The sequence below is a fragment of the Dactylosporangium roseum genome (genome assembly GCF_025264685.1).
Taxonomy (GTDB): domain Bacteria; phylum Actinomycetota; class Actinomycetes; order Mycobacteriales; family Micromonosporaceae; genus Dactylosporangium; species Dactylosporangium roseum.
Map to the genome: position 1 here is coordinate 1304160 of NZ_CP073721.1, position 25881 is coordinate 1330040.

28 protein-coding genes and 1 pseudogene are annotated in these 25881 nt (G+C 66.3%); 12 read left to right on the forward strand and 17 right to left on the reverse strand.

Going from position 1 to position 25881, the window contains the following annotated elements; all coding sequences use genetic code 11:
* Positions 1 to 51: 51 nt before the first annotated feature.
* The 6 genes from Drose_RS06820 to Drose_RS06845 all read right to left on the reverse strand — a co-directional run bounded on the left by Drose_RS06820 (position 52) and on the right by Drose_RS06845 (position 5594).
* Positions 52 to 279: a hypothetical protein gene (locus tag Drose_RS06820; protein ID WP_260727334.1), complete on the reverse strand. Its 228-nt coding sequence runs from the start codon at positions 277 to 279 to the stop codon at positions 52 to 54.
* Positions 280 to 1611 carry a type I glutamate--ammonia ligase gene (locus Drose_RS06825; RefSeq protein WP_260727335.1) on the reverse strand — a complete coding sequence of 444 codons (1332 nt, stop codon included), beginning with the start codon at positions 1609 to 1611 and terminating at the stop codon, positions 280 to 282.
* A gap of 440 nt (positions 1612 to 2051) precedes the next feature.
* The gene (locus Drose_RS06830) at positions 2052 to 2831 is read right to left on the reverse strand and encodes a hypothetical protein (protein WP_260727336.1); all 780 of its coding nucleotides are present in this window, start codon (positions 2829 to 2831) and stop codon (positions 2052 to 2054) included.
* Positions 2821 to 3444, reverse strand: coding sequence for an RNA polymerase sigma factor (locus tag Drose_RS06835; RefSeq protein WP_260727337.1), 624 nt, complete (start codon positions 3442 to 3444; stop codon positions 2821 to 2823). Before Drose_RS06835 ends, Drose_RS06830 begins: the two co-directional genes overlap by 11 nt.
* A gap of 204 nt (positions 3445 to 3648) precedes the next feature.
* Positions 3649 to 4308 (reverse strand): response regulator transcription factor, encoded by a 660-nt coding sequence (locus Drose_RS06840; RefSeq protein ID WP_260727338.1) that lies wholly within the window; start codon positions 4306 to 4308, stop codon positions 3649 to 3651.
* On the reverse strand, positions 4299 to 5594 hold the full coding sequence (locus Drose_RS06845) for a sensor histidine kinase (RefSeq protein ID WP_260727339.1): 1296 nt from the start codon (positions 5592 to 5594) through the stop codon (positions 4299 to 4301). Before Drose_RS06845 ends, Drose_RS06840 begins: the two co-directional genes overlap by 10 nt.
* A gap of 40 nt (positions 5595 to 5634) precedes the next feature.
* On the opposite strand from Drose_RS06845, the gene Drose_RS06850 reads away from it, so the two are divergent.
* From Drose_RS06850 to Drose_RS06860, 3 genes are all read left to right on the forward strand, one after another.
* Complete coding sequence (locus Drose_RS06850) at positions 5635 to 6594, forward strand: CPBP family intramembrane glutamic endopeptidase (RefSeq protein WP_260727340.1); 960 nt, start codon at positions 5635 to 5637, stop codon at positions 6592 to 6594.
* A 1107-nt stretch (positions 6595 to 7701) separates the two neighbouring features.
* On the forward strand, positions 7702 to 9399 hold the full coding sequence (locus Drose_RS06855; RefSeq protein WP_260727341.1) for a methyl-accepting chemotaxis protein: 1698 nt from the start codon (positions 7702 to 7704) through the stop codon (positions 9397 to 9399).
* Positions 9400 to 9414: 15 nt separating this feature from the next.
* The gene (locus tag Drose_RS06860; protein ID WP_260727342.1) at positions 9415 to 10431 is read left to right on the forward strand and encodes a Bug family tripartite tricarboxylate transporter substrate binding protein; all 1017 of its coding nucleotides are present in this window, start codon (positions 9415 to 9417) and stop codon (positions 10429 to 10431) included.
* Between the two features lie 20 nt (positions 10432 to 10451).
* On the opposite strand, the gene Drose_RS06865 is transcribed toward Drose_RS06860, so the two are convergent.
* From Drose_RS06865 to Drose_RS06885, 5 genes and pseudogenes are all read right to left on the reverse strand, one after another.
* Positions 10452 to 11225 carry a phosphotransferase gene (locus Drose_RS06865; RefSeq protein ID WP_260727343.1) on the reverse strand — a complete coding sequence of 258 codons (774 nt, stop codon included), beginning with the start codon at positions 11223 to 11225 and terminating at the stop codon, positions 10452 to 10454.
* A 66-nt stretch (positions 11226 to 11291) separates the two neighbouring features.
* A pseudogene (locus Drose_RS06870) lies at positions 11292 to 11803 on the reverse strand (transposase); the annotation flags it as partial.
* 615 nt (positions 11804 to 12418) lie between these two features.
* Positions 12419 to 13828: a HEAT repeat domain-containing protein gene (locus tag Drose_RS06875; RefSeq protein ID WP_260727344.1), complete on the reverse strand. Its 1410-nt coding sequence runs from the start codon at positions 13826 to 13828 to the stop codon at positions 12419 to 12421.
* A 41-nt stretch (positions 13829 to 13869) separates the two neighbouring features.
* Complete coding sequence (locus Drose_RS06880) at positions 13870 to 14520, reverse strand: PDDEXK family nuclease (RefSeq protein WP_260727345.1); 651 nt, start codon at positions 14518 to 14520, stop codon at positions 13870 to 13872.
* Entirely contained in the window at positions 14517 to 14759 is a 243-nt protein-coding gene (locus tag Drose_RS06885) for a helix-turn-helix domain-containing protein (RefSeq protein ID WP_260727346.1), read from the reverse strand. Before Drose_RS06885 ends, Drose_RS06880 begins: the two co-directional genes overlap by 4 nt.
* A 64-nt stretch (positions 14760 to 14823) precedes the next feature.
* On the opposite strand from Drose_RS06885, the gene Drose_RS06890 reads away from it, so the two are divergent.
* The 3 genes from Drose_RS06890 (at position 14824) to Drose_RS06900 (ending at position 17526) form a co-directional block, all read left to right on the forward strand.
* Positions 14824 to 16560, forward strand: coding sequence for a site-specific DNA-methyltransferase (locus Drose_RS06890; RefSeq protein WP_260727347.1), 1737 nt, complete (start codon positions 14824 to 14826; stop codon positions 16558 to 16560).
* Positions 16561 to 16720: 160 nt separating this feature from the next.
* A complete protein-coding gene (ndk, locus tag Drose_RS06895; protein WP_260727348.1) occupies positions 16721 to 17215 on the forward strand; it encodes a nucleoside-diphosphate kinase in 495 nt (164 codons plus the stop codon).
* Positions 17215 to 17526 (forward strand): hypothetical protein, encoded by a 312-nt coding sequence (locus tag Drose_RS06900; RefSeq protein WP_260727349.1) that lies wholly within the window; start codon positions 17215 to 17217, stop codon positions 17524 to 17526. The genes ndk and Drose_RS06900 overlap by 1 nt, the downstream gene beginning before the upstream one ends.
* Here Drose_RS06900 and Drose_RS06905 read toward each other — a convergent pair.
* From Drose_RS06905 to Drose_RS06915, 3 genes are read right to left on the reverse strand one after another with little or no spacing between them, the layout of a single operon-like run.
* Positions 17523 to 17924 (reverse strand): NUDIX hydrolase, encoded by a 402-nt coding sequence (locus Drose_RS06905; protein ID WP_260727350.1) that lies wholly within the window; start codon positions 17922 to 17924, stop codon positions 17523 to 17525. The two genes, Drose_RS06900 and Drose_RS06905, sit on opposite strands and share 4 nt — an antisense overlap.
* A complete protein-coding gene (locus Drose_RS06910) occupies positions 17921 to 18607 on the reverse strand; it encodes an NUDIX domain-containing protein (protein WP_260727351.1) in 687 nt (228 codons plus the stop codon). The genes Drose_RS06905 and Drose_RS06910 overlap by 4 nt, the downstream gene beginning before the upstream one ends.
* Before the next feature lie 49 nt (positions 18608 to 18656).
* Positions 18657 to 19007, reverse strand: a complete 351-nt coding sequence (locus Drose_RS06915; RefSeq protein ID WP_260727352.1) for a GntR family transcriptional regulator — start codon at positions 19005 to 19007, stop codon at positions 18657 to 18659.
* Positions 19008 to 19173: 166 nt separating this feature from the next.
* Here Drose_RS06915 and Drose_RS06920 point away from each other — a divergent pair, with 166 nt between their 5' ends.
* Positions 19174 to 19392, forward strand: coding sequence for a hypothetical protein (locus tag Drose_RS06920; protein WP_260727353.1), 219 nt, complete (start codon positions 19174 to 19176; stop codon positions 19390 to 19392).
* 109 nt (positions 19393 to 19501) lie between these two features.
* Here the strand turns inward: Drose_RS06920 and Drose_RS06925 are convergent, their stop codons facing one another.
* Positions 19502 to 19807, reverse strand: a complete 306-nt coding sequence (locus Drose_RS06925) for a helix-turn-helix transcriptional regulator (RefSeq protein WP_260727354.1) — start codon at positions 19805 to 19807, stop codon at positions 19502 to 19504.
* 116 nt (positions 19808 to 19923) lie between these two features.
* Between Drose_RS06925 and Drose_RS06930 the strand changes: the two genes are divergently transcribed.
* The 5 genes from Drose_RS06930 (at position 19924) to Drose_RS06950 (ending at position 23648) form a co-directional block, all read left to right on the forward strand.
* Positions 19924 to 20172, forward strand: a complete 249-nt coding sequence (locus tag Drose_RS06930) for a DUF6284 family protein (protein ID WP_260727355.1) — start codon at positions 19924 to 19926, stop codon at positions 20170 to 20172.
* A 25-nt stretch (positions 20173 to 20197) separates the two neighbouring features.
* Positions 20198 to 20422: a hypothetical protein gene (locus tag Drose_RS06935; protein ID WP_260727356.1), complete on the forward strand. Its 225-nt coding sequence runs from the start codon at positions 20198 to 20200 to the stop codon at positions 20420 to 20422.
* Entirely contained in the window at positions 20419 to 20550 is a 132-nt protein-coding gene (locus Drose_RS06940) for a hypothetical protein (RefSeq protein ID WP_260727357.1), read from the forward strand. The genes Drose_RS06935 and Drose_RS06940 overlap by 4 nt, the downstream gene beginning before the upstream one ends.
* Before the next feature lie 74 nt (positions 20551 to 20624).
* Positions 20625 to 22241, forward strand: a complete 1617-nt coding sequence (locus Drose_RS06945) for a cell division protein FtsK (RefSeq protein WP_260727358.1) — start codon at positions 20625 to 20627, stop codon at positions 22239 to 22241.
* 708 nt (positions 22242 to 22949) lie between these two features.
* Entirely contained in the window at positions 22950 to 23648 is a 699-nt protein-coding gene (locus Drose_RS06950; RefSeq protein WP_260727359.1) for a hypothetical protein, read from the forward strand.
* A gap of 117 nt (positions 23649 to 23765) precedes the next feature.
* Here the strand turns inward: Drose_RS06950 and Drose_RS06955 are convergent, their stop codons facing one another.
* Together Drose_RS06955 and Drose_RS06960 are read right to left on the reverse strand one after the other, a co-directional pair.
* Positions 23766 to 24128 (reverse strand): signal peptidase I, encoded by a 363-nt coding sequence (locus Drose_RS06955; RefSeq protein WP_260727360.1) that lies wholly within the window; start codon positions 24126 to 24128, stop codon positions 23766 to 23768.
* 3 nt (positions 24129 to 24131) lie between these two features.
* The gene (locus tag Drose_RS06960) at positions 24132 to 25778 is read right to left on the reverse strand and encodes a hypothetical protein (RefSeq protein ID WP_260727361.1); all 1647 of its coding nucleotides are present in this window, start codon (positions 25776 to 25778) and stop codon (positions 24132 to 24134) included.
* Positions 25779 to 25881: the final 103 nt, after the last annotated feature.

Here is a 25881-nt window from a genome sequence, read left to right on the forward strand (position 1 = left end):
AACGCCTTCGCCGCGACGGCCGCGAGTTTAGCAGGTGAAATAGCCATGTGGCTACATGCGGGTGGGGGGTGTCTCAGAGCCGATAGACGCGGCGGGCGTTGTCCGTGCCCACCGCTCGGGCCAGGCGTTCGGCGTCCGCGGCGGACATCGCAGCAGCCGGCACGCCTGCTCGGGGCCGAGCGTCGACAACATCGCGAACGCGCCCGCGTCGAGGGGGTCGCCGACGACACCGTGGCAGTGCCCGTCGACGAGGCCCGGGCCGTCCAGCAGGTCGTCCACTCAGTACCGCCAGCGGGTGGCGGCGACGATCTCCTCCGGCTTGCTGTCGGCGAACAGTTCGACCTCGCCGCGCCGTACCGCCAGAAACGCCTCGAACAACGCATCGCCCATCGCGGCCCGGAGGCCGGAATCGGCCGCCAGCCGGTCGATCGCCTCGGGCAGTGTCGTGGGCAGGCGGGGCGGCCGGCCGTCCGGATCGAGTATCGCCGGGTCGACCGTGACCTCGGGCGGCAGCCGCAGCCCGGCGTCGACCGAGTCCACGACGACGGCGCAGACCGCACCGACCATGAGGTACGGGTTGGCGGCGCCGTCGCAGGCCTTGACCTCCGCGTTGGCCGCGCGGTCGCCGGTGCCCGCCACGCCGGTGACGAAGCGCAGCGCGGCCTCCCGGTTCTCCCTGCCCCAGCACTGGTACGCGCCGGCCCAGTGTTGCGGCACCAGGCGGAGGTAACTGGCCACGCTGGGAGCGCCGATCGCGCACAGCGCCGGCAGCCGGGCGAGCACCGCGGCGAGGACGGACTCGCCGCGCTCGGTCAGGCCGTGCGGGCCCGGACCGCCCGCGAACAGGTTGCCCCGCGCGTCCCGCGCGGAGAAGTGGAGGTGCGACCCGTTGCCGACCTGCCAGGCGGTGACGACCGGCGCGAACGACACCCGCAGCCCGTGGCGGGCGGCGACGGCACGGATCGTCTGGCGCACGAGGACGTTGAGGTCCGCGGCGCCGACCGGGTCGGTGGCGGCGACCGAGACCTCGAACTGGCCGGGGGAGTACTCGGGGTGGAACTGCTCGACCGCGACGCCCTGCGCGGCGAGCGCGGCAAGCAGGTCGTCGGCGTAGGTGGACAGTTCCACGACGCGGATCATGCCGTACGCCGGGCCCTCGCACGCCGGTTGCGGCTCCGAATCGTGGGCGCCGACGAACCACTCCACCTCGAACGCCATCCGCAGCGTCAGGCCGGCCGCGGCGGCCCGCTCGACCATCGCGCGGGCGAACCGTCGCTGGCACGGCTGGTACGGCTCGTGCTGCTGCGTCCGCCGCTCGACCGGCGCCCAGGCCCACCCGGGCTGGGCGGCCAGCACGGTCAGCCGCTCCAGGTCGGGGTGGAGCCGCAGGTCGCCGACCGGTCCGCCGATGAACCGGCTGGTCGTGACGGAGTCGTCGACGAGGAACACGTCGAACACCGGTGACATGCCCACGCCCGCGACGGCGACCTCGGGCAGCCGGTCGAGGGGCACGGTCTTGACCCGGGTGATACCGGCGTTGTCGACCCAGGTCATGGCGACCGCGCGCACACCCCGGGCGGAGAGCGCGGCGGTCGCGTCGCGCGCCTGCATGCCCACATCCTCGCCGCACCCGAGTGACCGGCGGGGCGAATCCCGGCCCTCCTTCACCCGCCGGCTCACCCGCCGGCGGGTGCGGGACGGAGTAGCTTCTGGTGTAGACCTACGAGACGTGCGGGAGAGCCCAACTGGATGACAGTTGAGCTGAGAGGCTGAACGACCGAGAGGCCGAACGGCGATCCCCATTCACCTGATCCAGGCAATGCTGGCGAAGGAAAACCGCCTCGTAGGTCTTTGTCGTGCCCGTTGGCCGCGACTGGCCGATCATACTGCGCCGGCCCCCGGAGCCGCTTGATCTTGGATCGTCAACATCATCTTCTTGCGTCGCGGCTGACTTGAGCCCAGACGCCCTCACCCGCACCTACAGAGACAGCCGGCCGGCTCGCCCGAGGGTGCGCCAAGGGCGAGCCGGGGTCACCCGGAGTCCGCGTGGGTCAGCGGCTTCGCGAGGGGTTGGCCGTGGCGGTGGATCGCTGCGGGTCGGGGGACGACGACGTGCGGTTGTCGGTCGGGCCGGGGGCTGACGACGGGTCGCTCGCCGAGCGGCTCGTGGAGGTGGTGGAGCTTGGGGGCGACAGCGTTGGAACGCCGTAGAGACCCAACCAGGGCTGTCCCGGTTCGTAGCAGGTGGGGCCGGGCTCACGGAACACGTCCCTGATGACGTGCGTCCGTTCATCCCCCGCCGGCCCGACGCGGATCACGCTGATGACCAGCACTTCGCCGGTCCCGATGTGGTCGGGGCGGATGATGATGGAGTTCGCGCCCAATTCGGGGTGTTCCTTGTCGTCCCGGAACATCTGTGCCACCCCGGTCGTATATGGGCGTAGGTGTGTTCCCCGCTGATCGGCGGGGCAGGTGCCGGGCTGGTGGGCGGGCAGGACGATCGCCCGAATGCCGGCCCGGCGCAGCGCGCGGGTGGCGCCCTCCGGATCACTGACGTCGTTGATCACGAAGGTGACCGTTCCGTCCGCGTTGGGCGTCAACGCGTACGCCGGGTTCGACCTCGACCCGATCAGGCTCGGCACGCCGATCGCCGCGGCGATGACCAGACCCGCGGCCGCCAGCGTCAGGTGTCGGCGCCGGTGGGATCGCACCGTTTTCGGGAGGTCCGCGGAATGCTTGTGGAAGGCGGTGATGACCTGCTCCTTTCGAGCCAGGAGCCGGTCGGCGGAGAATTCGGGGGGATTCGGCGGTGCGAACGGGTCAGGTTCCATCGAACACCTCCAGTGCCGGCCGGGACAGCGCGGTGCCGTCACCGGGTTCGTGTCCGCCGCGCTGCGGCGCTTCGTCGAGTGATTTCTTGAGCCTGGTACGGGCCCGGTGCAGCCGCGAGTGCACGGTCCCGACCGGGATGCGTAGCGCCGCGGCAGCCTCGGCCGGGCTCAACCCCATCCAGACGCACATCTCAAGGACGTCCCGTTCTCTTCGGGGCAGCCGTTCCAAGGCAGCGCGTACGGCTTGCATGTTCCGCTGTGCGTCGATCCGGTCCGCGATCTCGTCGACCGGATCGGGCGAATCCCGCAGCGGCGGCAGCCGCGCAAGAGCGGCGCGGCGTCTTCGCGCGGATCGCCACTGGTTGCGTACAAGGTTGTGGGCCACGCCGAGGAGCCATGGCAGCAGGCTGGGCTCGGTGAGTTCGGTACGCCCGCGGGACGCCCACACCTGCAGAAACACCGCAGCGCTGAGGTCCTCGGCGAGTGCGGCGTCGGACGTGCGCCAGAAGCAGAAGGCGTAGACCGCCCGCGCGTGCCGCTCGTACAGCGTGCCGAACGCCGAGGCGTCGCCCGCCCGGGCCCGGCTCCACAGTTGCTGGTCGTTGTCATCCATCACAAGAACCGTGTTCCGAGCCGGTCCCCGCTTCCCGGTTGATGGTCACGAGATGGTAACTGCTGACCCGGTGTTGGCGGGGTTCGCGGCACTCGTCCGAACGGGTGGCCTGCCGAGCGTCGCAGACGACGGCTGTTCCTTTCCAGTCTCGGCAGCAGGTAGAAGTACCATCGCGGCCCGAACTCCAACAGGATTCTTGGGCGCTTATGGCAGCTCGGGAAACCGTTCGCGTAGGTAGGTCAACACTGCCAAGACGCGGCGGTTGGTGTCGTCGGTGGGCGGGAGGTCGAGTTTGGCAAGGATGTTGCCAACGTGCTTGCCGATCGATGCCTCGGACAGGACCAGTATTTTGGCGATGGCCGTATTGGAGTGGCCCTCGGCGACCAGCGCGAGCACCTCGCGTTCGCGTTGGGAGAGACGGGCGACCGGTTCGTTGTGGCGGTTGAGCAGGCGGCGGACGACCTGGGGGTCGATCACGGTGCCGCCGGCGACGACGCGGCGCAGGGCGGAGACGAAGTCTTCCACGTCGACGACACGGTCCTTGAGCAGGTAGCCGACGCCGAGGCCGCCGCCGGAGTCGAGGAGCTCAGCGGCGTAGCCGTGCTGGACGTACTGGCTTAGCGCGACCACGGCCAGGCCGGGGTTGTCCCGGCGCATCTCGACGGCCGCGCGTAAGCCCTCGTCGGTGAACGTCGGTGGCATGCGGATGTCGGTCACCACCAGGTCGGGTGAGTGCTGCGCCACGGCCCGTAGGAGTTCCGTGGCGTCGGCGACGCCGGCGACGACGGTGAAGCCGAAGCGTTCCAGCAGGCCGGCTAGGCCCTCGCGCAGCAGGACACCGTCCTCGGCCAGGACTACGCGCATGGTAGCTCCGCTCGGATCAGGGTGGGGCCGTCGGGCGGGCTGGAGAGCAGCATTCGCCCACCGGCGACGGCGACCCGGTCGGCAAGGCCGGTGAGTCCGGTGCCGTTGGAGGGGTCGGCGCCGCCCCGGCCATCGTCGCGGATCTCGACGGTGAGCAGGTCTGCGGTCTCGCGGGCGGTGACAGTGACGGTGGTGGCGCCGCTGTGTTTGGCGACGTTCGTGAGGGCTTCGGCGACGACGAAGTACGTGGTCGCCTCGATGTATTCCGGTGGGCGCCGGGGCAGATCGGTCTCGACGACGACGGGGACGGCGGACTGGTCGGCCAGTTCGCGCAGCGCGGCGGGCAGGCCGAGGTCGGTCAGCACACCTGGGCGAATGCCGTGGATCAGCTCGCGTAGCTCGGACATGAGCTGTTTGGCCTGATTGTGGGCTGTTTCGACGGCGCCCGCGACGGGGGAGGCGGCTGGGAGGTCGAGTTTGACCAGGCCGAGTTGGAGGGTCAGCCCGACGAGCTTCTGCTGTGCGCCATCGTGGAGGTCGCGTTCGATTCGGCGGCGTTCGGCCTCGAACGCGCCGACCAGCCGGGCCCGTGACCGCGACACTTCGACGAGTTCCGCATGAAGCTCATCGCGGCTGCCGGGGTGGAGCAGCGCCCGGGCGACCGCGCCGTGGAAGCCGGCGGCGAGGGCGAGCAGGTAGGGCACGGTCACCAGGGCCGCAATGCCGGCGATGGAGTAGGGCACGGCCTGTGACGACGTGGTGATGACAATGACGCCGAAGTTGATCTCGCCCGCGGGGACCAGCCAAGGGCTCAGCGCGCACACCCCGATCAACACAAGGGCCAACGCGACCATGCCGTAGAGCGCGGGGACCATGGTCACGAGCAGGACGGCGTACGCCAGCTCCCGCCAGGTCAGCGACTGGCGATACCAGGACGGGCCGAACGGCACCCGGCGCGCCGGCGGGACCGGCCGGGAGTCGACCAGACGCAGCCGGACCCGCTCGATGGCGGCCAGCGGCCAGGCCACCAGCGGCCCGAGCCCGGCCACCAGGGCGGTGCCGAGGAGGAGCAGGAACAGCTCGAACGCGGGCTGCCCGGTGCCGGCGGCGACCCGCCGCGCGAGCAGCGCCCATGGGAAGGCGAGCAGGCCGAGCGGTACCGCGAGGAGCATCGCGATCGGAACCGTCGACAGTACGTACACCACGGACTTGATAGGCCAGACGGAGATCAGGAAACTCCGTCTGACGAGCGCGGAGAATGCGGTGCGGGGCGGGTTGGCGGACACCGGATCACGCTAGCCAGCACAGACGGCTGGCTCCACCGGCTTGCTGCTACACCGGAGGTATAGCCAGCCCTACCAGGAATCGGTGACTACACGTAGTGCCCGCCCACCCGGCTCGCTGGTCTGCTTCCTGGCCATGAGAAAGCATCCGCTACTGGCCTACTTCGTACTGTCGTATGGCCTGACCTGGCTGTGCTGGATTCCCTACGTCCTCTCCGAGACCGGGCTCGGTCTGCTGCCCATCCGCTATCCCGAGATTCTGGGAAGCTCACAGACCTTGGGGGTACTGCCCGGTGCCTATCTCGGCCCGATCACGGCTGCGTTCATCGTCACCGCCGTCGTGGATGGCCGGCCCGGACTGCGGCGCTGGGCGAAGCGGCTGGTCCGCTGGCGGGTGAGCCTGCGTTGGTACCTCGGGATCGTGCTGGTGGTCCCAGTCGTTGCGGTCGTCTCGACGTTCCCGGTTCCCGGTGCACTGGACGACTTTCGCATTCCCGGCGCGACCGTCTTCCTGATGTACATCCCGCTGCTGGTAATGCAGTTCCTGACAACCGGTGTGGCGGAGGAGCCGGGCTGGCGTGACTTCGCCCAGCCCCGGCTGCAGGCCCGCTACGGCCCACTCGCCGGCTCGCTGATCCTCGGCCCGCTGTGGGGTGCGTGGCACCTGCCACTCTTCTTCAGCGAGTGGGCCGGTTGGCCCGACGTGAATTGGCTGACGGCTGCGGAGTTTGTCGGATCGGCCGTCCCGCTGAGCATCGTGATGACGTGGGTTTTCAACCGGACGGACGAGAGCCTGCCGCTCATCATGCTGTTCCACGCCAACATCAACACCGTGTACTCCCTGGCATGGGGCGAAGTCTTTCCGTCGCTGGACGTGTTCAGTGACAGCTTGCATTCGCTGGCGATCGGCTCCGCGGTGACGGCGGTCGGGCTGCTCATCGCCACCCGGGGCCGGCTCGGCTACAAAACAATCGCCGCCGGGCTCCAGAACGCCAGCTCGTAGCGCTGCGGCACGCGAAGCGCCCCGCCCAGGAACCTGGCCGCTGCGGCGCCTCGGGACGATCAGGTTACGACCCCGTCTGCGATAGGTCTCGGGCGCCTGGGTGAGATGCTTTGCGTGTCACCCAGGACGCGAACCTGCGACAACTCTGGACGGCGCCGCAGGGCAGTTGAGCTGCGCAGACTGCCGATAAATGAGACGCCGACACGACCCTCAACATGACTTCACGACCGCCGCCATGCCACGATCAAGGCGCTGAGCTGCTAAAACTCATCGAAGGTTGGTGCCCCCGGCAGGACTCGAACCTGCGCTCCCGCCTCCGGAGGAACAAGCGCCTCGGGATTGGAAGGCCCCCTCACCTGGGATTCCCTGCGACTGCCAAGATCCGTGACAGAAGTTGGCCGCCTATTTGCCGTAGCGGATCGAGTGACGCAGACCTCCGCGCCCGGCCCAACCCGCGACCTCTTCGGCGTGAATTAGGTCCATGATCGCGGCCGTACTGGGCCGGGTTGCAAACGTGCTGCTCGGGGCGTTGGTGGCCGTTGGTCTGTGTTGGCCTGGCGACCTCTCGTTTCAAGATCGTCCCCTGGATTTCCCCTGCGGTCGCAGTTCACGTTCGCGGCGAAGACGCGAAGCGTCTCGCCGAATCTCCACCCCCGGCCTGGCTTCCCGTCGCGCAGGCGCGGTCTGGCTGCCTTCGGTGCGCGACGGGGAGCCAGGCCCCTACCGCAACCACCCCCTGGCCGGTATCGCTTCGGCGTGCCGGGCCGGGTCGGATGCGGGTGGCGCGCACGAAGGTTGGCAGTGATGCTCGCCACGTGGGTCGATCTCCGCCGTCAAGAACGCCGTCACCGCAACGAAAGGCGCGTCCGCAAGATTGGCGCGGAACATCGCCGAAGGCACAAAGAACCACTATCAAGATCGGGTGCGGGGGGCAAGGGCTTCAGCCCGGACACCAAGGTTCAGATGGCCGACGCTGCCAGACGCCCGCAAGGACATCAAGGTCGACGACACCGTCCTGGCCACCGACCCGATTATCGGCAAGATCAAGCTCCAGGCGAGGCGGAACCCCACACGGTCACGGCCGGCGGGCGTGGCCAAGGAGTTGTGTTGCTCCGCGAGGGCCGCTCGAGGTACCAAACAAAATTCCCTAACCTGCACCTGTCGCAGTCCGATGTCGGGGATGTGGAACGACTGTTGCGTCGGTGGAGTGTGCGGGCTCGGCTCGTCGCCGGGTTCGCCCTGGTGCTGGCTGCCACCGCCACGCTGGTGCTTGTGGGCTATGTCGGGATCGGCGACCAGTCCACCGTTTCGGCGACCGCGAGCCAGCAGTCGGTGTTGGTCGAGCGAGCGCTGGAGACGAAGCACTGGGCCGCCGACTGGGATGCGCGGCAGACCCGCTACGCGTTCGACATCGTGCGCGGTGTCCCGGACGCGACGAGCGATGAGGCCAAGAGTCGTAAGGCGTTCCTCGAGGCGACGGCCAGTCTGCGCAAGGCGGTGGACCAACTCGCGAGTTCGACCGGAATTTCCGAAACCTCCAAGGGAGCGATCCTGCGTGTGGTGACGGCGATCAACGCATGCCTCGCCACCGACAAGAAGATCATCACAGCCTATCGGGAAGGCACGCCGGCCGGATTGCGCACGGCGAACAACCTCATCACCGGCGAACAGATCGTCCTCTACCAGGCGGTGACCGGGGCGATCGACGACATTGTCGGCGAGATCGTGCCCGCCAACGTGGCGGCGCTCGCCGAGGCGCACGAGACTGCCACACATACGCAGGCGACAATGCTGATCGTCGGCCTGCTCGCCCTAGTGCTCGTCGCCGGGATCACGCCGCTGCTGGTGCGGTCGATCGTCCGACCGCTCAAGATGTTGAAGGCGAAGCTCGTGGACATCGCCGATGGCGAGGGTGACCTCACCGCCCGGCTGAACATCGGCGGGCACGACGAGATGTCCGGTGTGGCACACGCGTTCAACCAGTTCAGCTCGCGCATCCAGCGGCTGGTCCAGCAGATGGGCGACGCGGCGGCCAGGTTGTCGGAGTCGGTGCAGAGCCTCGGTGGCGTCGGCGACAAGATGTCCTCGGCCGCCGGGCACACCAGCGATCGGGCTACTACCGTGTCGACCGCGGCGGAGGAGGTTTCCCGCAATGTCGGCACCGTAGTCGCGGCGATCGAAGAGCTGAACAACTCCGTCGGGGACATCGCCGGCGGGGCGTCCAAAGCGGCTGCCCTGGCTCACAGCGCGGTGGGGGTCACCGAAGCGGCGAACCGGACCGTGGCGCAGCTCGGGCGATCCAGCGAGGAGATCGGCGACGTCGTCAAATTGATCACGTCGATCGCCGGGCAGACGAACCTGCTTGCCCTGAACGCCACCATCGAGGCCGCTCGGGCCGGCGAGGCGGGCAGAGGCTTCGCGGTCGTGGCGAACGAGGTCAAGGAGCTGTCGCTGGAGACCGCCAGGGCGACCGAGAAGATCATCCGTCAGGTCGACGCCATCCAGAACGACTCCGGCGGTGCGGCCAGCGCCATCGAGGAGATCGCCGAGGTGATCAGCAGGATCAGCGATTACTCGGCATCGATCGCGTCGGCAGTGGAGGAACAAACGAGCACCACCAATGAGATGGCCCGCAACGTCAACGATGCCGCAGCCAGCGCCGCGGACATCGCCGAGAACATCGTGGAAGTCGCGGCAGCCGCAGGTGTCACGACGGACGCGGCCACCGACGCGACAACCGCCACCACGGCCATCGCCGCCGTGGTGGCGGAGCTGGAGCTCGCGGTCGGCCGATTCCGGTACTGATCATAGTGAGGGACGATGTTCGAGCGTCGGAAACGCAGTTGGCAGTTCACCATCGCGGTATGCGCTCTGGTGGCGGTGCTGAGCACCAGCGCTTGCCGGGACGGGGCTAGCGGGCCTCCGGCCGCCACCTACCCGAACGCTCCACTGGAGCTGGTCGCGCCGGCCGCGGCCGGCGGTGGCTGGGACCTCACCGCCCGCTCGATGCAGCAGGCGCTGGTCGGTGCCGGTCTGGTCAAGGGTGAGGTCAAGGTGGAGAACGTCCTGGGGGCGGGGGGTGTCATCGGCCTGTCCCAACTGGTCACCACCCACCGCCGCGACCCTCATCACCTCATGGTGACCGGCCTGGTGATGGTCGGCGCGGCAGTCGTCAACGAGTCCCCGGTCGACCTCGCCGCCGCCACGCCGATCGCGACCCTGACCGCGGAGGCCGAAGCAATCGTCGTGCCCGCCTCGAGCCCGTACGTCAACCTGCGGCAGCTCCTCGACGCGTGGAAGGCCAACCCGACCAGCGTCAAATGGGGCGGTGGCTCAACCGGCGGCACCGACCACATCCTGGTCGGGCTGCTCGCCAAGCTGGTCGGCGTCGGCGCCCGGAAGGTCGAGTACGTCGGACACTCCGGCGGCGGCGAGATCAAGAGCGGACTCACCAAAGGTGATTTCACCGTCGCGGTCTCCGGCGTCAGTGAGTTCAAGGACCTCATCGCCGGCGGCAAAGCACGTGCCCTCGCCGTCTCCAGCGCGACCAGCATTAACATCGCGGGTCGGCCCGTACCAACCATCGGATCGAGTGGCTACAATCTCGAACTGATGAACTGGCGCGGGGTGCTTGCCCCACCCGGGATCACCGAGGCGCAACGCGCGGCAATGGTGAAGCTCGTCGACCAGATGCACGACACACCGCAGTGGAAGCAGATCCTGGCCGACCAGGGCTGGACCGACCTGTACCGCAGCGGATCCGACGCCGCGACCTACTTTCGCAGCGAAACCGAGCGGATCAAAGGTGTGCTCGTCGATCTCGGCATGGCACCCTGAGCCACCGGGTCGGACGCGCGTCAACGCGCCCAGAAATCGTCCGGCAGCATCTCGACGTCCGCCGCAGACGTTTCGAGGTTGTCGGCGACTGGCAGCAGAGCGATCGCAGCCGGGTCCCCGGCTTCGGCCATGCCGCGAATGACGCTTGCCTGCCGTCGAGCGCGCTGCGCGGTCACGGCTCGGAACGCGTGTCGATCGCCGTCGTACCCGTAGGCGTCGAGGAGGAGATGAAGGCGACGGGATCGATCCTCGAAGTCGTGGAAGCCCAACTCCTCGGCCGCCCCTCGCGGGTAGATCGGTACCCAGGAAAGCATCGAGAACGCCAGATCGAATTCCCGTGACGACGGACCCGCGGTGTCCCAGTCGAAGAAGCCGACCAGCCTGTCGCCGTTCATCGCCGCGTTGTACGGAGCCGCATCCTGGTGACCGACGATCAACCCGGGTTGCATGGTGGAGCCGGCAAACCATCGTTCATCCGCGGGCGGTAGGAAGTCGGCTGTCGCGTCGTGGACGCGTCGCAGCCACCGGCCCACCTGCACGAGCGTCGAGTCGGCGAAGGCCCACGCGGGCCAGGGGAGGCGGCCGCCGATCGTTTCCCCCGGCAAATAGGTGATCATTTCGCGCCCCTGGTCGTCGAAGCCGAGCGCTCTTGGGGCGCCGTCGACGCCGGCCTCCTCCAGATGCCGCAGCAACGCGTGCACCGTAGGTGTCCAAGGCGAGGCCAGCTTGTGGACGACGGCACCGATCCGCACGGCGCCGGCGGTGTTGCCGCCCCGCAGGGCTTCTTCGCTCATTGGTGGTTCATACCGGGCGTCGAGCGGCGGCGATACCGAATTAAGAGGTGGCGCGAATAGGTGGCTTCAGGGTCGGCGGGTGGGGCGGGTATCCCAGCGGTAGAGGGTCCAGTCCTGGCGGATGAGGCTACGGATGGTGATGATGGCATCGGCGAGGTCGAGGTAGGCGTGGATCACGTTTTCCTTGCGTTCGTAGCAGCGTTGGAGTCGGTTGAAGGCGTTGTGCCAGGCGTTTGTACGTTCGATGTACCAGCGTCGGGTGGCCTGGACGGGGGCTTTGACGCCCTTACGGGCGATCTCGCCGGTCAGTCCGCGGGCGGTGAGCAGGTCGCGAGTGGCGGCGGAGTCGTAGCCGGCGTCCAGGTGCACGGTGATGTCGTCGGGTAGCGGGCCGCGAGGTCGTTGAGCCGGTCCAGAGTGGCCTCAAGGAGCGGGGAGTCGTGGCGGTTGGCGCCAGCCAGGACCCGGCCCAGGGGGATGCCGCGGGCCTCGACCATCATCGAGCGTTTCATGCCTTGTTCGCCGCGGTCGACCGGGGATCTTCCAGCGACCTCGCCGCCGCCGGGGGCCTTGGTGATGCGCCGCCGCACGCCACCCGATATAACGAACCCGCCCACAGTGGCCGTGTATTGACGCTGAACGCGAGAATTCCCGGAAGCTCAGCCGGGGCATTCTCGCTAGCCTGCTTTCCGCAGGTTCTGAGTTTTCGCAGGTCGCCCAGCTTGCAAGATCCGTAACCGACCGTAATCGGTGCTGTTCCACGAGCCGATGTGCGGAAAGCAGGGCTAGCTCGATGCTGAGTTGCGACCGGCCGGCTCTGCGCCTCGAACAGCCCTGCTACTGGACCCAGCGCCCTTGTAACTCCCTCAGGAACCTTGCACGGGAGACGCCCCGGCACGTGCCGGGGCGTCTCCCGTGCAGCTCAGGACTGCCGGAGCGGCGGTAGCGGGTAGGTCGCTTCGATGATCAGCACGCCCGTTGGGGCGGCGCAGTTCTTTCTGGTGCCCCGGAAGGATTCGAACCTGCGCTCCCGCCTCCGGAGGGCGGTCAAGCCATGCACCGATACCTGTACTCTGACCTGCTTGAACGCCCTCCGAGGTTCCCCGGTGGTCGAGGAGTTGGGCATGTATTGGGAACGTGTGGCGGTCGGGACGCGTACCACTGCTGTGGTGGGGTGTGGTCGTCTCCGACCGTCACGGTCGTACGGACTCGGGAGCCCGCAGCGATTGACCAGCAAGGAACTGGAGTTCGGTCAAGTTGGTCGGCTCGTTGTGGGTATCACGCAGGTTTCGGCGCCAGAGCGCATCAAGTGCAGCCTGATCTTCGGCGCAGAGTTGGCTGACTTTTTGTCTCACGAAAGCAGGATCAATCTGGCCGAGCGACTGGATCGCCCATGCGTGACTTTGATCGTCAGACAGAGCGGCGGCCAGCTCAGCGACCGATCTCGACCGCGCCAATAGCGCGGCCGCGAGTGGGGCTCGATCTACTTCCTTCAGCGCTGCAACGAGGTCTGGAAGATCGTTCTGAGTCGGCGCCCCGAGGCTTGCCTGGGCGTGCCGACGGACCTTTTCGCTCGCGTCGAAGGCGAACGACCAGCAGTAGCCGAAGTGATCGTGCCATGCAGCGCCAAGTCCCCAGACGGCTGCTGCCCGAACCTCGTCCGAATAATCAACGCCTTTAGCAATCTGAAGGAGGGATTCGGTCGCAGCTTGCGACCCAACGAGTTCAGACAGCAGGAGCACACGCTCCATCTGCATTGCAGCGTCAACGTCTCCGTCATCCAAGTCAGCGAGCCGGTCGACAGCGTGCGGATCGCTAAGTCGTGCCAGAGAACCGAGCGCCTCGATGCGTAGCCGCATGTCTCGCTCGTCGTCGTGGGCGATAGCGCGAACTGGGTCGACTAGATGCTCAGCTTTCAGCACGCCTGCCGCTTTGACTGCTGCGAAAGCTTCGACCTCGTCGTTACTAGCGATCGCTTCATGGAGGTTCCACGTGGCGCCAGAGCAGTTTAGGTTGGTTGCCGGAGTAACAGTCGAACTGAGCACCGTGCCATTTTCGACATGATCGCCAACCTGCACCAGCGGCTGATCGCCCGGACGTCCGAGGGTGCTCGCCTTCGCGCCGGGGGGCTGGACCGTCACTTTGCCAGATTGGATGCGGGTCACGATGCCAGCTCGCTTGGCAACCGTAATCGGCCAGTATACGTCCCGTTCGGAGCCGTCTGCGGCACTCTTAAGCTGGCCCTGTTTGGGCGTAATTCGGTTCATTGACGCTGTCGCTAGATACAGCGGACGACCGATTCCTAGCGGCATGTTATTGCTGTCGACCGTTACGGGCAGGAACGCAAAAACGTCGTCTGGCCGCATACCGTCGCTCCAACCGCGGCCTGCCTGCTTACTATCACTGAGTTTGACCTCAAGCTTGGACTTGGCTTTTGCCTCGAACCGCCGTCCGCATGACACACAAAGCAAGTCGGCCATCCGGAGCCGCTTGACCTTGGTTGTCCAGATCTTGTTAGCCATGGCGTAGCGCTCTAGCTCGATGATGTGGTGGCCGCGCCCAGCGAGATCATCGGCGACACGTTGAGCGCCGAGCGCTCCCATCGTAATGAACCGAGCGAACTTGCTGTCCTCTTTGAGTCCCACTAATAGTTGCCGACTGGGTTCGAGCGGCCAATTTGCGGCCACACCTGGACACCGTGAAGCGCAATCCACTTGAGCGGAATCTTCGGATTGTTCAAATGGTTGGGTGCACCACCGACCGGCTGACCTTGCAATGCAAGCTTTTTCTCCCATTCAGCGAAGTACCGTTCTAGCTTCGCGGGCGGGATTTCGTAGATTACCTCTGGGCGCGACTGATCGAACACGGCGACGATCCAGAGAAAGGTTGCGCGATAGCGGTCGATATTGGCCTGGGTCAAGGTGTGCTCGGTCGTGATCGAAAGGCTTGTCTTGCGTTTGCCCGTAGAGCTGACACGAGCAACCGTCTTCATTTCGTAGCGCCGGCCTTCTGCGTCCTCGGCGTCGTCGCCCTCCCGGTGGAGCTTGCGTAGGTTGAACAGGCTGAGCATAAGGAGCTCCTTGTACCCACCGTCATCGAAGACATTGTGGATACCTCGGAGAGTCGCCGCAGCTTGAATCTCGGTACCTTGGGCGAGTAGGTGCTCGATGTCGCCGGTCGGCTCAAGTACAGGTAGGTGCGTGCCGTCGGGAGAGATTCGCTCGCCGAAGTCCGGCTCCGGAATTGGCGGATCGTGGTCGCCAAGTGTTAGGTCTTGGTCGCCGAAGAGTGTCACGGCGTATCCTCCGCGAACAGGTCGGCCGCGGGAACGCCAAGAGCAGCGGCAATCGCCAAGATGTTGTCCAGTCCGACGTTGCGTTGCCCGCGCTCCAAACTCGACATGTAGGTCCGGTGAACCCCCGCCAGCTCGGCCAACTCTTCCTGGGAAAGTCCGCGCGCCTGGCGGAGATTTCGGACACGCCGACCGAAGCTGAGGTGCTGGGCGCGCACGTCGTCGTCGTTCCTCTCGGGCATGATGACGGAGACGGTAGGACCTATGCAGACTATGGGGCTACAGACTATGAGTAACATTGACCGGGTGTCCGAAGAGCTCAGCGTCGGCCGAGGCGATCCCGTCTACATGGCCCACGCCTACCTGACCAAAGTGCCGGTACCCGCGATTGAGCCGTTCATCAATGCCTACTCGCCCCCTGGTGGTACTGTCGCTGACCCGTTCGCAGGATCAGGCATGACCGGAGTCGCTGCAGCCATGATGGGCCGCAAGGCTCGGCTCTTCGACATCAGCGTGCTCGGGCGGCACATCGGCCGAAACTTCGTTAACCTGGTCGACGCGGAGCAGTTCGTGAAGCATGCCGACGAAGTCGTGCGCGCAACGCAGGCGGAACTCGGTGACATCTACGCCGTCAAGTGCGCCGCCTGTGGCTGTGGGGGGACCCTTGGGAAGACTGTCTGGTCCATCGTTGTGGAGTGTGTCCAGTGTAAGGAGCCGGTGAACTATTACCGCTCGATGGAAGCGGCGGGATGGCGTAAAGCCGACATGGTTTGCAGCAACTGCCATGCCCCCGTCAGTAGTCGTAATCGACGCATCGGCGAGGCCCCGGTACTCGACTCCATCGGCTCGGAATGCTCAGCCACTCAGCTAGATCAAGCACCCGCCTCTAACTCGATCAAAATCGACCTAACAAAGATCGACTATCCGAGGGTTGAAATCACGCCTGATCGCCAGATGTATAAGGCATCAGCCCTCGGCAAAAGTGGCATGACAACGATCGCCTCGTTCTACTCGGATCGCAACCTTGCCGTCCTCACAACGCTGCACAGGTACATCAACAATGTCGATGATGCCGCGATTCGTAACAAGCTTTTGTTCGCCTTCACCGCATGTCTTACTCGTGCATCAAAGCGTTACCAATGGTCTCGGCAGCGCCCGCTCAATGCGGCTAACGCCAACTATTACGTGGCGGCCGTCTTCTACGAGTGGAACGTCTACGACCTATTCCTTCGCAAGACCAGGGCCGTCCTGAAGTCCGACGCTTACATTCGGGCAGCTCGTGAGGGTCATGTTGAGTGCTCGGAGATCAACGCTCCCGACATCACCTACAGCATTGGAAGCGCGGATCGTATCGCCCTCGACGATAACAGCGTCGACTACGTATTTACCGACCCGCCCTTCGGTTCCAATCTTTTCTATGCGGATATGGCGCTATTTCAGGAGGCGTGGCTCGACGGCTTCACTGACGTCGACCAGGAAGCGGTTATCGATCGCAGCAAGGATGGCAAGCGAACAGCGGAACGGTACGAAGCGTTGCTGACCAGCGCGCTCCGCGAGTGCAATCGAATCCTGCGGCCGGGCGGTCACGTCAGTATGGTGTTCGGAAACTCGTCGGGCAGCGTTTGGGGACTGATCCAACGTTCGGTTGCGAATGCTGGACTGATGATCGAGCCTGACAAGCTCGTCGTCCTCAACAAGGGTCAGCGCTCGGTGAAGGGACTGGCGTCAGGTTTTGAAGATGTCGCAACTCTTGATTTGATAATCACGATGCGCGAGGCTGACGGCGAGGTGCCGACGACACTCAAGACGGTTGATCGGGCGACTGTGGCTACGACGATCCAGGAATTGGCTAATGCCAGTCCGGCGACGCCAAGCCATCTCTATCTTGAGCTCCTGCGGACGGGAATCCGTGAAGGCTGGGAGCTCGGCAAACTGGACTTACGAGATGTCACCGCCGCCTTAATTGCGGACGGCTGGGACATCGACTCAAAGACTGGGCGGCTTAGTAAGGGTGACACAGGCGAAAGCGGCGGGCTTCGGTAGGTTTGTTTTCGTCCGGGCTGACGGGATTGCGTCCGTCTCCCGAACTGGCAGCAGCTTATGGTGGCGGATCTTAAATGGTTGTCTGCCCCAGTGCACGCCGTGTCCGCCGGATGCGGCAAGCTTATTAGGGTTGAACAACTTCGGGAACTGGAGACTGGGTATGGCGGCGTTGGAGCGGACCCTTGTACTGCTGAAGCCGGACGCGGTGGCGCGTGGGCTGGCTGGGCGGATCATCCAGCGGTTTGAGGACGCTGGGTTGAAGATCGTGGGCACGAAGATGGTGCAGATGGACGCCGAGCTGGCGAAGAAGCACTACTTCGACCTGGAGGAGCGGTTCGGCAAGTCGGTCTTCGACGTTACCGCGAACTTCATGCAGACCGGGCCGGTCATCGCGCTGGTCCTGGAGGGCGTCGAGGCGGTCGCGACCGTGCGTCGGCTCGTCGGCGTCACCTTCCCGAACCAGGCCAATCCTGGCACGATCCGCGGCGACTTCGCGCACACCTCCAAGGCGTACACCGAAGCGAAGCACACCGTCGCGGCCAACCTCATCCACGCGTCCGGCAACCCGGAAGAGGCGAAGTACGAGGTTGAGCTGTGGTTCGGTGCGGCGGAGCTGTTCGACTACCAGACCGTGGCCGAGAGGTTCCTCTTCTGATGTTCGACGAGGCGCCGGTCGTGACGATCGGCGAGTTGCGCAAGCAGTACGACGAGGAGCGGTTCTACCAGGACGACCGGGCCGCCGCGGAGTACGCTTACGCGCTCGCCGTGCGACTGCGCGAGCTGGGAGAGACCGACGAGGCGCGCAAGTACGCGCGGGAGTGTCTCCAGCTCGCCGAGGCGCTGCCGTCGCGCAGTCTCGACGATGTTGCCTCGACACGGCAGGACGTTGGTGGGGTGCCGTTGCCGGACCACTTTCACGACGGCGTGGTCCGGGCGCGCCTGGCCGATCTCCTCGAAGCGGCTTAAGAAAGCACGGTGTCGAGGTACTCCTGCACCGGTCCGAAGAACGGATACGGCACGTACTCGGTGAGGGTGGCGCGGTCGCACCACGCCACCTCTGCCAATTCCTCCTCGTCGCCGACGTAGGCGTCGCCGCTGAGGCGTTCGCACGCGATGTACGCCATCGTGCGCCCGGTGTTCGGATGCACCCGGCTGCCGAGTGACTTGGTCGCTCGTACGGTGAGGCCGGTTTCCTCCAGCGCCTCCCGTACCGCCGCATCCTCATCCGTCTCGTCCGGCTCTACCTCGCCGGCGGGGAACTGCCACGAGAGCTGTCCCTCGCTGACTTGGCGGCGGACCATCAGCAGCCGGCCGTCCTCGACGATGATGGCGGCGGCGATCGTGGGTCGGGTGGGCTCGCTCATGGCTCCTCGTTCGATGCGGTCAGCGCCTGCAAGGCAGGCGGGTAGATGCGTTCGGGCGGGATGAAGTCGGTGACCCGTTGCCGGGGAATCCAGATCGCGTCGAGGTTCTCGGCGGTGTCGCGGTTCTCGACCTGGCCGGCGAGGTAGACACAGAGGAGGTACTCGGCGAAGACGCCGGTGACCGGGTGGATTCGGCTTCCCAGCTCCCGTACGACCGAGCAGTGGATGCCGGTCTCGGCGAGGGTTTCGCGGATCGCGACGGTGCGGGAGCTGGCGCCCGGCTTGACGATGCCGGCGGGGAACTGCCATGTGATGCCGCTCGGATCGTCTTCGCGGCGGCAGACCAGCAGGACGTCGGTGTCGTTGGTGACGACGGCGATGGCGACCGTGAGCGTGACGCCGCTCGGGGCTGCGTCGATGTCGGCTCTGTCGTCGGCGCGGAGTTGGCGCGCGAAGCGCACCTTGACGGTTTCGGGTGCTCGCTCGTACGCGGTGTCGAGTGCCCGTTGCAGCTCGGGCCGGATTCTGACGTCGGCTCGTTCGTGCCAGGCGGCGATCGTGCGCTTCGCTACGCCGATGAGCGCCGCCATCTCGTCCTGCGACATCCGTAGCGCGGCTTGGAGCGCGGTGGCGTGGCGTCCGGTCCACTGGTCGATGACGGTGTGCCGTGCGGGCTGACTCACGGAGGTACCTCGGAGTCGGGCGCTGCGCGGCTGGTGGTCATCGGTGCTGTCAGTCGGCGACCGTCAAGGTGGTGCTTGCGGGAAACGTCTCGATCTCGCCGTCTGCGCGGGTCACCGTGAGGCCGGCGCTCGACGTGACAGTGTCGCCGGGATGCAGCTCGACGATCGGCGGCGCGTCGACAACGAATGTGCCGTGTCCTTGCCGTACGTCGATCAGGCCCTCTTGCCGCAGGACGGCCAAGGCGCGCCGGACGGTCTCACGTGCCAGACCGAACTCGTCGTGCAGATCCTTCTCGGACGGCATTCGCCGGCCGGGTGGTAGCTCACCGTTACGGATGCGCTCGCGCGGGACGGCGGCAAGCTGTCTGTACGCAGCGCCTTCGCAATCCGGCGTGATCATGACGTCATTCTATATGGCCCTGTAGGCATCAGGTGGTGTATGTGTCCAGGCGTCCGGACCTTTGAGCTTTAGCCATCAAAGGAGAGGAAGGGGAAGCGCGACCGCAAACCCTGCGGCTCCGGCTGTGACCGGCAGCCCTGTCTGGTGTCGCACCAACCGCAGGGCGATGGGTGCGGTATTCCACACGTACTGCGCCGGGGAATTGGGCTGGACCGAAGGCAGCATCGACCTCATCGTGACGAAACGCAGTTACGGCGAGGGTGTCGAACTTGCCTACCATTCGGCCAGCGATGCTCCGGCGATCGCGTTCCTCAACCGCGACAACGTCCGGCGCCTCCGTGACTGCCCGGACGATGCCCTGAGCGCCATGGACAGTGCGGCGTAGGTGCGGCAAGCAGAAGGCCCCGAGCGCGGATGCTCGGGGCCTTTCGTTGTACCAGGCGGCGAAGTGCACTGTTACCGCATCGGCACTGCATCGATGATGATGGTTTGCCTCATCGGCGGCGCGTCGGCTTCCCGGTTGACTTGTCCTCACCGGAAGACGACGCACCGGAGGGAGGTGAAGCATCCGTGTTCGGTTCCACGGCAACAGATCCGCGGCGCGGGCGTGAGGCTTGCCAAGCCTTGACCGCCGCCGGCCGCCAGGCCGGCGACCGGCCGAACATGCGGTCGGCGGCGGGCGCCTGGCCGCGCGATACGTAGGCCGCCCACGTCACGCGACTGATCGGCGCACCCGCGGATCGCAGGTACGCCAGCACGTTTTCAGTGGTCCACCAGTCTGCTGGCAGCTCGTCGGTCATCACCGCGAGCGTACGTCAAGCGTGCTTTGCACGGCTGGATCCGACCTTGCCCGATTACAACGTCAAGTTGTACCGTGCGGATACTGAATACAACGTCGAGTTGTAAAAGATCTCTCGTGAAGCTTGTCCGTCCCGTGCCGAGCGACGGCCCGTCGCCGGCCGACCTGGCCGCCATCCAGCGCGAATGGCCGCTGATCGAGGCAGAAATGGCCCTGGTCGCCGCCGAGATCCGCGTCCTCACCGCCGAGCCGCAGCCCACCGTCCGCGACTGGCACCGGCTCCGCACCGCCGAGCGGCGCGTCCTGCGCGAGGCCGCCGCGCTCGTCTGTGCCCGCCTCACCGAGGCACTCAACGACGCCGCATGAAACCCCTTCAGAACCGGAGGCTCCGATGAGCCTGGGAATCTTCGCCATGATCCTGCTCGGCCTACTCGCAACGCTGTTCGTCGACCGCCGGACCCGCGGCCGGATCGCCGTCACCGCCGTGTCCGCGTTCCTGCTCGGCCTGGTCGTCGCCGCCTCGAACGGCGTACTGACCAAGCCGTCGCACGCCCTCGTGGACGGCGTCCGCACGGGCATGACCGCCATCGGCGAATCACTCGGCGGTGGTAAGTGACCGAGCAACACCTGATCCGCGTGCGATGGGGAGTGCGCGGCGCCCTGGTCCTGAGCGTCGCCACCTCCGTCGCCGCGAACATCCTGCACGCCGACCGGCGTGGGCACGGTCGCGAACCGAGCTGCTGACCCAGGCCCGGTGGGTCGTCGGCTTCTACACGCATGCCACCACGTACCACCTCACGCGCTTCCCGAAGTACACGATGAAGCTCTTCGCTCGTGCTCCGCGTGGCGCGATCCGGTTCGTTGCCGGCACCGCGCGGTGGGTCACCGACGCCGAGGGCGCCCCGGTCCGCGCGGCGGCGGTGCGGCGGGAGAACGCCGAGGAGTACCTCCGGCTCTCGCGCCAGCGTGACGCCAGGGTGCGGCTGCGCACCCTGGTGTTGCTGGCGTTGGGCATGCTCGGCCTCGGCGGCGTGATGTTCCTGCTCATCATGACGCCGCGGGTGTACTGGTATGCCGCGCTCACCGCCGCCGTGGCGCTCCTCGGCGCGGTCGGCTCGCCCGCGGACCGGCCGCTGCTCGACACCGCCGTGTCGGTCACCCGGGCGCCGAGGCTGACCTCCGACGTGGTGCTCGCAGCGCTCAGTGCCATCGGCGTCGCCGGCATCAACCAGGCCGTCGCCAAGAAGGGCGCCAAGGACGCCATCCGGTTCGCCGAGCCGATCAGCCGCGACGGCCCCGGCTGGCGCGCGGTGGTCGACCTTCCGCCCGGCACGACCGTCGACCAGGTCGCCGACCGGCGCAAGGAACTCGCGTCCGCACTCGGCCGCCCGCTCGGCTGCGTCTGGCCGGAGGGCAACCTCGACGTGCACCCGGGGCGGCTGGTGCTGTGGGTCGGCGACGAGGATCTCTCCAGGTCCCGCCAAGCCGCCTGGCCGCTGCTGAAGTCGGGAACGGTCGATCTGTTCAGGCCCATCCCGTTCGGTACCGACCAGCGCGGCCGACCCGTCGTCGTCACGCTCATGTTCGCCTCGATGGTCATCGGCTCCATCCCGCGCGTGGGCAAGACGTTCGCCGCTCGGCTGCTGCTCCTGGCCGCCGCGCTCGACGTGCTCGCCGAGCTGCACGCGTACGACCTCAAGGGCATGGGTGACTTCGCGCCGCTCGAACCGGTCTGCCACCGATACCGCGCCGGCTCCGACGACGAGGACATCGCCTACGGCCTGGCCGACATGCGCGAGTTGGCCGCCGAGCTGACCCGTCGTACGAAGGTGGTGCGCGGCCTGCCGCGCGAGCTGTGCCCGGAGTCGAAGATCACGCCGGAGTTGGCGGCGCGGAAGTCGTTGCGGCTGCACCCGATCGTGCTCGTGGTCGACGAGTGCCAGCGCTGGTTCGAGCACCCGACGCAAGGCGACGAACTGCGCGGCATCGCCGAGGATCTCGTACGGCGCGGCCCGGCCGCCGGCATCATCGCCGTCTTCGCCACCCAGCGCCCCGACTCGAAGTCGCTGCCGACCGGCATCTCGGGCAACGCGGTGCTCCGCTTCTGTCTCAAGGTGATGGGCCAGATGGAGAACGACATGGTGCTCGGCACCAGCGCGTACCGCAACGGCATCCGCGCCACCATGTTCAGCCGGCGCGACCTCGGCATCGGGTACCTGGCGGGGGAGAGCGACGAACCGCAGATCACCTGCACGTACTACGTGGACGGCCCGGCCGCCTCGGCGGTAGTCGCCCGCGCTCACGCGCTGCGGGAGCAGGCCGGCACGCTTCCCGGCTCGGTCACTCCCGTGGCCGTCGCGACGGTGTCGTTGCTCGACGACATCGCCGCCGTGGTGTCGACGGCCGAGGCGATGCGGCCGGATCGCTGCCGCTGACCGGTCCGACCGCGCACGGGCGTGGCGTCTGTGGAGGCACCATCGGTGGCGGGTTACCTGTGTTAGGGCTACACGCCTAACTCGATGGTGTCGGAACGCTACAGACAAGAAGAGCGGCGGAATGTCGCCGGCACCAGAATTATCGTGTTCGGTGAACCGGCTCCAGAGGCCGTGAAACTTGGGAACCGCTTGGGAACAGCCGGCCGATCACGGTCGGTCAGAGCCCGCTACAGCCGTAGACAACAGCGAAGCCCTGGACAGCGTCTGCGCTGCTCCAAGGCTTCGTTTGGCCTGCTAGACCGCCTTCTGATGGGTGGTGCCCCCGGCAGGATTCGAACCTGCGCTCCCGCCTCCGGAGGGCGTGAAGATCGCGGCGCCAGTTGGAGCGTTGACGTGCTGGAACATCGTTGTGGACCATGCTTGCGTTCGGTTCGGTGGCGTGCCGGTGGCGTGATCATGCCTGCACATCATCTGCGGCTTGCGTGGTCCCCGCGGCTTTCAGCCTGTTGGTTGGCTGTGCCTGTATCAAGTTGCCGGGCGCAGTCCTGCCACAGTTCGGCCAGGGTTGCTGAGTCGGCCGCACCGTACGTGTGGTTGCCTGCCTTGTACTGGGTCACCCGTCACGCCAGGGCGGTTAAGTAGTCGTAATAGCTTCGTCTTCGACCTATCATCGATGCCGCCTGTTCGCGACGACGCTGGGAGCACGGGATGCCGGACGTAGACAAGTTGCTGGCGTATGCACGCGAACTTTCTAGTCAAGCACAGAAGGACATGACCTGGACGCATTCGGAGTATAGTGGTTGGTCCTGGCGAGCAAACGGCAATGAGAGCGTCGGCATCATCGAGGCACGCGCGGTAAGCGTTCTTGAGTTCCTTCGCCAATATGCAGGTGAAGGTAGTTCCTGGGCAAAACACGCTACCGAGAAACTCGCAAAAAAAGGCGATACGATTGCGGACAAGTCTCACGGTCTCGGCGACATATTGCGCGGCTGGGTTGATCAGGTTGAGGCGGGCGTTGTCGAGATTGCCGGTTCACGCGCGTGGGCAGAGGTAAGCGTCGTAAGCACCGACCTAATGAGCCAAGTCCGCCGACTTCTCAATGATCGGGAAACGCATCCCGCAGCGCCGATTGTTCTTTGCGGCGCTGCCCTTGAAATTGCCCTGCGCGCCCTCGCGGACGCCCGGAACGTGATCGTGCCATCGCGCCCGACCATAAGCACGCTCAGTGCTGTCCTGCGGCAGGCGAGTATCCTCACTGCGCAAGACGTCAAGGATCTAGAGCAGTGCGGCGGCATTCGCAACGCAGCCGCGCACGGCGAATTCGATATTCTCAGCAAGGAGCGCGCCGGGCTAATGGAACAGCAAACAAACCTGCTGCTCCGTAGGCTTGCTGACCTCCATCCTTAAAGCGCGTCGCCTTGAAGGCCCGCTAACGATCCGCTGCCTCCGGAAGGCTGAGAGCGCACAAAAAGCAGGGCTGCTCAACGGGAGCATGCCCCGTGAGCAGCCCTGATGTGCCAGTGCTCAACTGGTCAGCGAGGGCCACCGAACGGTGATCACCACCGAATCTTCTTCGGCCTGCCAGGAGTGATCGATACCGGGGCCCCACACCACGTAGTCTCCCTGGCGTTCCAACACCGTGCTGTTGACCGTAAGGTCGAGCCGGAACCGGCCTTTGACGAGCAGAAGTAGCGTCGTTCGCTGGTCATCCGCGGTCCACTCGGGCCGCTGTTGGCCCGCCGGGTGGATGCCCCACTTCACCTCCACGTCGTTCGACGCGCGAATGCCGGAGCCGGGCGTTTCCGACGCGATGAAGTGGCCGAGCAGCCAGCCGCGATGCTGGTCTGCGTCGTCGGCAGCGTTACCCATGTACCAGTTGTCCGACATGACTCAAAACTCCCATTCAACGGCTGGTAGATCGGTGCGGGCGCCTCCAACGACGGCGAGGCGCCGGAAGCCTTGCAGCAGGGCGAACAGGCCCTCATTGCTCCATGCGGCATCGTGCGCAAGCGCGTCGAGCGGCCCTCGGTCGCGGCTGGAGTAGCGGCGGAGCGTGTCCGACTCCCAGTTGGCCTCAACGCTGCCCCCGAAGCGGCCCCACCACTCCTCATCCTCGATCACGATCAGGCTGGCGAACTCGTAGTTGCCGCTCACCAAGTTGAAGCCCAACCCTGTGCATTCCATCCGCCAATGCCCACCGTCCAAGCGGTCTAGAAGCCACCGCATCGGCTCGGAGAGCCGGCTTGGGTGCATCGGGTCTGCATGGCGCTGCTCCCCGCTCGTGGAGTCGACGTCCGTGCGCCCGAAAAGCTCCTCCTCCATCTCACGCTCCAGCGTCGCTCCAATGGCTGCGTCGTCACCGTAATCCACGAGCGGCTCGTGGAATGCCTTGGGGATGACCGCAAGGCGCCTGGACGAGTTGAGCACGCGCCCGGACCGCTCCTGCACGAGCAGCAGGTAGTCGCCGCCCTGGCGCCGTCGGCCACCGGGCCGAGCAATTGCGGTCAGGGCGAGCGGGCCACCGGCGCAGAGGCGCCGCCCGATGCCGCAGACGGCCGCGACATCGGGCAGGTGGCGATCCCGAAGCGGCAAGTGACCTGGGGTCACAGGTCGGCCCTCGGCAAGCGCGTCGATCAGCTCGTTTTCGAGCAGGTCCATGGTCAGCGCGTACCCGACGAAGTCGGCGAGGGCGACGGTGCCGGACAGGCCGGTGCTGCTCGCCTCGACCTCGGTCAAGCGGTAGATCGGCGCGTTCACGAGCATCATGTTCAGCGTCAGCACCTCGGCGAGGCGCTGCACCGCTGCCGCGCCGGCCGCCGCGTCGACCTCGGGCAGCACCTCAGTGGCCGGAGCGAACCGCAGCCCATCCGTGTCGAGCGGTAGCGACAGGTCAAGCCAGTCGGGCCGAGTGAGGATGCTGGTCACCAGCGACCCTGACTCGGTTCGGGCAGCGTACGGCCGGTAGTCGCCAGACTGGCCGTAGTAGGCGCCGAGCGCCTCAGCAATCACGCGCTGACGGACACGCCCGCGGCCGTGCCCGCGATCCTGCAAGGCGCGAGGATCTGCGTCGTCTAGCCGCGTCGCGACGCGGATGCGCGCAGTCCCCGGCGACCAGCCTGCGGCCCGATCGAGCCAGTCAAGGGCGGCTCCGATGTTTCGATCCGCCGCCAGCCGTAGCTCTGCTGCTGTCGCTTCTCGGGGCGTCGCCAGGGCGCTGCCGTCATCGATGCCAATTTCGCTGGTGAGGAGCATTGCGAACCTCGCTTTCGCGCCATCGGACGATTGTGTAAGCAACGTGTCAAGCGCGTGCTGCATGTCGGGTGTGGGCACCATGGCGGGTTCGGCGTTCCACTTGGCGACGGTTCGTATTGCGGTGCCCAAGCGTTCAGCGAAGCGCTCGTTGGTCAAGCGCAGCGCCCTGCGCAGTAGGGCGGCACGGCGCCCGGTCCACTCATCAACCACGTCCACCTGTTCGGCCTTTCCCCGCGATTGAACGGCGTAGCTGCACCACGAGTGCACCGCCAGTACATCGCCCATGCATGGGCGATGTGTCAGAGAGCAGCTTGAATGAATTCGTCAAGCAAGCAGCAAGAACGACGGAGGTGAGCACTGGATGGCAAGCCGTGCCAGACCAGATCGG